The following is a 6,686-nucleotide window of genomic DNA, read 5'->3' on the forward strand; positions in this document are numbered from 1 at the left end:
TGGGCCCAACGCCGGGACGGGCCCGCCAGGGCACGGATCCGGGGGCGGGAGCCCCTGCCTTCAACTCTCAACCGATCCCGTCTCCGCCACCAGCGCCTCAGCCGCGCGCACCGAGGCGCCCATGCGTTGGGTCATAAAATCCATGAACAGCCGCGTCTTGGGGTCCTGATGACGCCGATGGGTATAGAGACAGGCCATCTGTACCGGCACTGGCGGGGACTCCTGCGCCACCGCAACAAGCGCGCCGGATGTCAGATGTTCCGCCACTTCAAACACAGGCTTCAGGGCAATGCCCTCCCCGGCCAGCGCCCAGTCCGTGAGCACATCGCCATCGTCGCACTCGTAACGCCCGGAAACAGCAAAGCGTTTCGGGCCATCAGCGCTTTGTAACATCCACTGAAACTCGCTGGCGCCGGGATAGCGCAGGTTCAGGCAATTATGCGCCCCACCCACGAGGTCCTCGCCGCCCTTTGGAGTGCCATGACGCGCCACATAGTCCGGCGCCGCACAAAGCACCCTCTGGCACTCGGCCACTTTGCGGATACGCAGGTTGCTGTCCGCTGGCTGGCCGAGGAAGAACGCGAGGTCCAGCCCCTCGGTGGTCAGATCAACCGTCCGATCCGACAGCCGCAAGCGGATATTGATTTCCGGATATTGCGCCAAAAATTCAGGCACTTCCGGCGCCACCAGCCGCCGCCCCGCCCCCAGGGGTGCGGCCACGAACAGGGTACCGCGTGGCGTATCGGTCAGATGCATCACCTGGGCTTCGGCCTGATCCACCGCCTCCAGCACCGACACCGCACCGGAATAAAACGCCTGCCCCTGTTCGGTGGCGGTCAGATTGCGGGTGGTCCGCTGAAACAGCCGCACCCCGAGATAGTCCTCCAGCTGCGAAATCCGCGCCGAGGTCACCGCCGGAGAGACCCGCAGATCCCGCCCCGCCGCCGACATCGAACCCAGCTCATAGACCCGCACAAAGGTTCGAATATTGTCGAGATAAGACATCAGGCCCCCGTTCGCCTCACGGCATTCTTCTTGTTTTTTTGATACAGCTTGGAAGTTTACTGGAATACCGAATAAAGAACCGCTTGCCTAGGGTGGCCATGCGGGAAACCCTGATCAAATCACCACGCAGAACCACAGACGAGACAAGGACACGGCATGTATGAAATTCTGATGATGTGGGATTGGCTGGGCTTTGCCATTCGCTGGCTGCATGTGATCACTGCCATGGCCTGGATCGGCTCGTCCTTTTACTTCATCGCGCTGGACCTCGGCCTGCGCAAATCCCCGGATCTGCCGGTGGGGGCCCATGGCGAAGAATGGCAGGTCCATGGCGGCGGCTTTTACCATATCCGCAAATACCTGGTGGCCCCGGCTGAAATGCCCGAACATTTGATCTGGTTCAAATGGGAGAGCTATACTACCTGGCTGTCGGGCTTTGCCCTGTTGATGGTGGTATATTGGGTCGGCGGCGAGCTCTATCTGATTGACCAGACCAAGGCCGAGCTGACCCTCTGGCAGGGTGTTGCCATCTCTGCCGCCTCTTTGTCGATTGGCTGGTTGATCTATGATCGCCTTTGCAAATCCGGCTTGGCCGCGCGCCCGACCCTGCTGATGGTGCTGCTGTTTGCACTGCTGGTGGCCATGGGCTACGGCCTCAATCAGGTCTTCACCGGACGCGCCATGATGCTGCATCTGGGCGCCTTCACCGCCACTATCATGACCGCCAATGTGTTCTTCATCATCATGCCCAACCAGCGCATCGTGGTGGCGGATCTGCAGGCCGGGCGCACGCCCGATGCAAAATACGGCAAGATTGCCAAGCTGCGCTCGACCCATAACAACTACCTCACCCTGCCGGTGATCTTCCTGATGCTGTCAAACCACTACCCGCTGGCCTTTGCCTCGCAGTACAACTGGCTGATCGCGGCGCTGGTGTTTTTGATGGGGGTCACCATCCGGCATTATTTCAACACCAAACATGCCGGCACCGGCAATCCCACCTGGACTTGGCTGGCCACCACGCTCTTGTTTCTCGGTGTGATCATCCTCTCCACCTTTGGGTTGGAACATGACGGCGAGCCAGAAGACAGCGCCGCACTCAGCGGCACTGCCCTGGTGATGGCCGAGGCGGAGGGCTTTGAAGAGGTGCATGAGATCGTCCTGGGCCGTTGCAGCATGTGCCACGCCCGTGAACCCTTCTGGGACGGTATTCGCACCGCGCCCAAGGCCGTGCTGCTGGAAACTGAAGGCGATCTGGCGCGTCAGGCCGAAGCGGTGTTTTTGCATGCCGGCGTGACCGATGCCATGCCGCCGGCCAATGTGACCTATATGGAGCCCGAAGATCGCGCCGCCATCCGGCGCTGGTTCAAAAACGCCCAGATGTAGGCTCTGATGGGGTCCTCAATGTAACCCCCGTTGTAAGCCCTGTGTCATGACCTGTGTCAGGCGCTGCGCAACTTCCTGCCAGCCCTGCAGAATTCTTCACCGCCAGCAGGCGAGGCCACTTTACCTCCTGCCCCTCTGTGCTAGGGTCCCGGGATGATCCCGCGTGGTGGCTCTGCCTCCTGTCACATCACCGGGATAGCTGTTTTGCGATTTCTGTTCTGCGCCCGATTTTTGCACGCTGCCCGGAGTGCCCATGTTGTTCAATTTGCCCCTGCGCACCGCCCCCCGACGGGTCCTGCGCTCGGCAGCCCTCGCGCTGTGCTTGACGGCATTATTCCTGCCTGACCCCGGCAACAGCGCCGAGGCCCAACTGAGCGCACCGGGGGCCTCTGAAGAACTGACCGAGCGCCTGCAAGCCGCTTCCAGCGTTTTGGCGGCGGGGCCGCAGATTGATGCCCAGGAATTGCTGGCCGCCGCCCTGTCGGATTACCGAACCCTGGTGCAGGTTCTGTATGACGCCGGGCATTTTGCCCCAGAGGTCAACATTCTGCTGGATGGGCGCGAGGCTGCCCGCATTCAGCCGCTGAACGCGCCACGCCAGATCAAGCGGGTTCAGATCGCTGTGGTGCCCGGTCCCAGCTTTCGCTTTTCGCGCGCCGAGGTCACGCCCTGGCCCAGGGCAAGCGATGTCACCCTGCCCGAGGGCTACGCAGCCGGACAGCCCGCCACGACGGGCACCCTGCGGGATGCAGGCGCGGCCGGGCTTTTGGCCTGGCGTCGGGCCGGTCATCCAAAGGTGCGGATGGGCCAGCAGACCATCACTGCCGATCATCGCAGCAACACATTGGATGCCCGCCTGACCATGGCACCAGGCGCGCAGCTGCGCTTTGGCGAGTTGCGGTTGGTCACTCCCAGCGCGGTACGGGCCGATGCCATCCTCAAAATTGCTGGCCTGCCCAGCGGCGAGATCTACCACCCTGACCTGCTGGCAAAGTCCGCTTCGCGCCTGCGCCGCACCGGGGCCTTTTCCTCGGTCACCCTGCGCGCCGCCGAACAGGCCAATCCGGATGGCACTCTGGATTATGTTGCCACAGTGGAAGACATGCCGCCGCGGCGTCTGACTTTTGGTGCGGAATATGGCTCTTCGGACGGGTTGGAAATAACCGCCACCTGGATGCACCGCAACCTGTTTGGTGGAGCGGAAAAACTGCGTTTCGAAGCCCGGCTCAGCGGCCTTGGCGGCAGCTCTGATATTGACGGCCGCATTGCCCTGCGGCTCGACCGTCCTGCCACATTGGGTCCGGATGACAATATGTTCTACCTGCTCGAAGCCGAGCGTCTGGACGAAGAACACTACACCGCCACCCAGGGGATCGCCGGCATCGGGGTGCGGCGGGTCTATTCCGACCGGCTGTTTGGCGAAGCCGGGATCTGGGGCAATTCAATTCTGGCCCAGGATGCTTTTGGCAAACGCCGGTTCAAATACATCGCTGGGTTTTTGCGGGCCGAATATGATCGGCGCAACAGTCGGGCCGATGCCACCAAGGGCTATTTCCTCAATGCACGTCTGTTGCCCTTCCTGGGCCTCGATGGCACTGATGACGGGTTGCAGATCAAGCTCGACGGTCGGATTTACCATGGGCTGGGCAGCGGTGACCGCCTGGTACTAGCGGCACGTGCCCAACTGGGGTCTGTTATCGGCCCCTCGCTGAGCAACACCTCCCCCACCCTGTTGTTTTTCTCTGGCGGCGCTGGATCGGTGCGGGGACATGAGTATCAGTCCCTTGGCATCCCGGTCGGCAACAATTCGGCGGGAGGACGCGGATATCTGGCGCTGAGCGGCGAGCTGCGCGGTCGCGTCACCGATAAACTCTCTTTGGTTGGCTTTTATGACATCGGCTTTGTTGACAGCGACGCCTTTGTCTCCAGCAGTTCTGAAAGCCATTCCGGGGCCGGGCTGGGGCTGCGTTATGACGTCGCCGGGATCGGGCCTTTGCGGGTGGATTTTGCCTATCCGGTAGATGGTGGTACGGATGATGGCTTGCAATTCTACATTGGCATCGGGCAGGCCTTCTGATGCGGTCCCGCTCTCCCCTCCCCGCAACGCTGTTGCTGAGCACCACCCTGGCAACATCTGCCATGGCGCAGGAAGACGCGACTGAGCCGAGCTATCTGGAAAGCTTCCTCGAAGAGACCCTGTCGGGCGACAACCAATTCATCGAGGTGACGAGGCTCACCGGGGCCTTCTCCTCACAGGCGAGCATTGACCAGATCACCGTGGCGGATGCCGATGGTATCTGGCTGGAGCTGACCGGGGCTCAGCTGGATTGGAACCGGCTGGCGCTTTTGACTGGTGCTTTTTCAGTCAACCACCTGAAGGCCGCCGAGATCAAAGTCCTGCGCGCGCCCAAGGCGCTGCCCCAGGACCCCAGCCTGCCCGCCCCCGAGGCGACGCCCTTTGAATTGCCCGAACTGCCGGTCTCGATCGAACTTGGGGAAATCAAAATCGACCGGATCTCCCTTGCTGAGCCGCTGTTTGGCTTTGCCGCGACACTCAATCTGGCCGGTGATTTGAAGCTGGCCGAGGGCAGTCTTGCGACCCAGCTCAAGGTAAACCGGCTGGACAAGCCCGGCGACCGGTTGCTGCTGGCTGCGGGCTATGCAAATGCCAGCCGCCAGATCGATCTGAGCCTCGAGCTGGACGAGGCCGCAGGGGGGCTGCTCTCCAGCGCCCTTTCCCTGCCCGGCGCCCCCAGCCTGCAATTGAATGTCGCCGGAAGCGGCCCGGTGGAAGATTTTGAAGCCCGGATTGCCCTGGCCTCCAACGGCGAAGAGCGTCTGGCTGGCGCGGTTGTGCTCAAGGCCCTCGCGCAGCCAACCGCCACAGAGGCAGAACCGAGCGAAGGGGCTGTCCCGTCAACCCAGGCAATTGCCTTCTCCGCCGATCTTGGCGGCGATATTGACGTGCTGTTGCAGCCGGATTACCGTCCCTTCTTTGGTCCTGACCTGCAGATGACCCTGCGGGGGAGCACTGCTGCGGGGCTAGGTCTGACGCTGGACAGTTTTGCCCTGCGCACCCGTGCCCTGCGCCTTTCTGGGGCGCTGGCCATGACCAATGGGGGACAGCTGGACACCGCCAATATCAGGGCCGGCATCACCCCGCCCGATGGGGTTGCTGCCGTCACCCTGCCCCTTGCCGGTGCCAATACCACCCTGGGTCGGGCCGAGGTTCTGGCCCAGAAGGTCAGCGACGGCCCCTGGGCGGTCAGTGCCGAGCTGCGCCAGCTGAGCCATCCGCAGGCGCTGATTGCTGCTGGGTCGATCACCGCCAAAGGCCTGCTGAACCAAGAGACCGGGCTGCCATTGCAACTGGACGGCAAAATCCAGGCCGACCTGAAGGGGTTTCATCTGCGCGACCCGGCGCTTGCTGCGGCCACCGGAAGTGAGATTTCGCTCACCACCGGCCTCACCTCTGAAGGGCCCGGCGCGCTGCAGCTCACCAATCTGCTGGTGCAGGGCGACGACTACCAGGCCAGTGGCGATCTGGTGCTCGAAGGGCTGCAAGCCGGGTTAAAAGCCAGCGGCGATCTGCGTCTGGGTGCTGCCAATATGGCACGGTTCTCGGATCTGGCCGGGCAGCCCCTGTCTGGGGCGATACAGGCCCAGATAAAGGGATCTGTCACGCCTTTGTCTGGGGCTTTTTACGCCGATCTGGCGCTTCAGGGTCAGGGGCTGTCGGCCGGGATCGCCGAGCTGGATCGCCTGACCGAAGGCAACCTGTCACTGAGCTTCACCGGCGGGCGCAGCCAAAGTGGTCTGGAGGTGGAGCGCTTCCAGCTGATCAGCGGCCAGATCTCTGCCGAGGCCAGCGGCAATCTGAACAGCCAGGCTGGGGCGCTGACCCTGCAGGCACAGCTCAAGGATCTTGGTGTCTTGCTGCCGGACAGCCCCGGCCTTGCAGGCGGGTTGCAGCTGACTGGGGATGTGGCCCGCGACAAGGACAGCTTCTCCGGCAACCTGCGGCCCAACGGGCCAAACAGCTCCTTTGCCGATCTGTCAGGTGATGTGCAGCTGGATGGCGACGCAGATCTGACCTTTGAGGCAACCCTGGCCGAGCTGCAGCGGTTTCTGCCTGAACTGCCCGGCAAAGTCACCGCTCTGGGGCAGGCGCAACGCCGCAATGCCCACTGGCAGGTGAGCGCCGATGCCAAGGCCCCTGCCGGGGCAGAGGCGCATCTGGCCGGCACATTTGACGAGACCAGCGGATTGGCGGATATCAACGCCAAGGGTCAGTT

General features: G+C 62.6%; 4 protein-coding genes. 3 read left to right on the forward strand and 1 reads right to left on the reverse strand.

Annotated features, from left to right (window positions below):
• Positions 1–60 precede the first annotated feature (60 nt).
• Positions 61–1,005, reverse strand: a complete 945-nt coding sequence (locus ABJP42_RS20700) for a LysR family transcriptional regulator (RefSeq protein ID WP_348343870.1) — start codon at positions 1,003–1,005, stop codon at positions 61–63.
• A 156-nt stretch (positions 1,006–1,161) separates the two neighbouring features.
• Between ABJP42_RS20700 and ABJP42_RS20705 the strand changes: the two genes are divergently transcribed.
• From ABJP42_RS20705 to ABJP42_RS20715, 3 genes are all read left to right on the forward strand, one after another.
• Positions 1,162–2,391 carry a urate hydroxylase PuuD gene (locus ABJP42_RS20705; RefSeq protein WP_348343872.1) on the forward strand — a complete coding sequence of 410 codons (1,230 nt, stop codon included), beginning with the start codon at positions 1,162–1,164 and terminating at the stop codon, positions 2,389–2,391.
• 253 nt (positions 2,392–2,644) lie between these two features.
• Positions 2,645–4,468: an autotransporter assembly complex protein TamA gene (locus ABJP42_RS20710; RefSeq protein WP_348343874.1), complete on the forward strand. Its 1,824-nt coding sequence runs from the start codon at positions 2,645–2,647 to the stop codon at positions 4,466–4,468.
• Positions 4,468–6,686: translocation/assembly module TamB domain-containing protein (locus tag ABJP42_RS20715; RefSeq protein WP_490363244.1), on the forward strand; the 2,219-nt coding region annotated here is incomplete at its 3' end. The genes ABJP42_RS20710 and ABJP42_RS20715, both read left to right, overlap by 1 nt.

It is taken from the genome of Pseudophaeobacter sp. (assembly GCF_039971195.1).
In the GTDB taxonomy this organism is placed as follows: Bacteria; Pseudomonadota; Alphaproteobacteria; order Rhodobacterales; family Rhodobacteraceae; genus Pseudophaeobacter.

Bases quoted from the DNA above. Each gene is read 5' to 3' on its own strand.
- ABJP42_RS20700 (WP_348343870.1), bottom strand. From the start codon at position 1,005: ATGTCTTATCTCGACAATATTCGAACCTTTGTGCGGGTCTATGAGCTG.
- ABJP42_RS20705 (WP_348343872.1), top strand. From the start codon at position 1,162: ATGTATGAAATTCTGATGATGTGGGATTGGCTGGGCTTTGCCATTCGC.
- ABJP42_RS20710 (WP_348343874.1), top strand. From the start codon at position 2,645: ATGTTGTTCAATTTGCCCCTGCGCACCGCCCCCCGACGGGTCCTGCGC.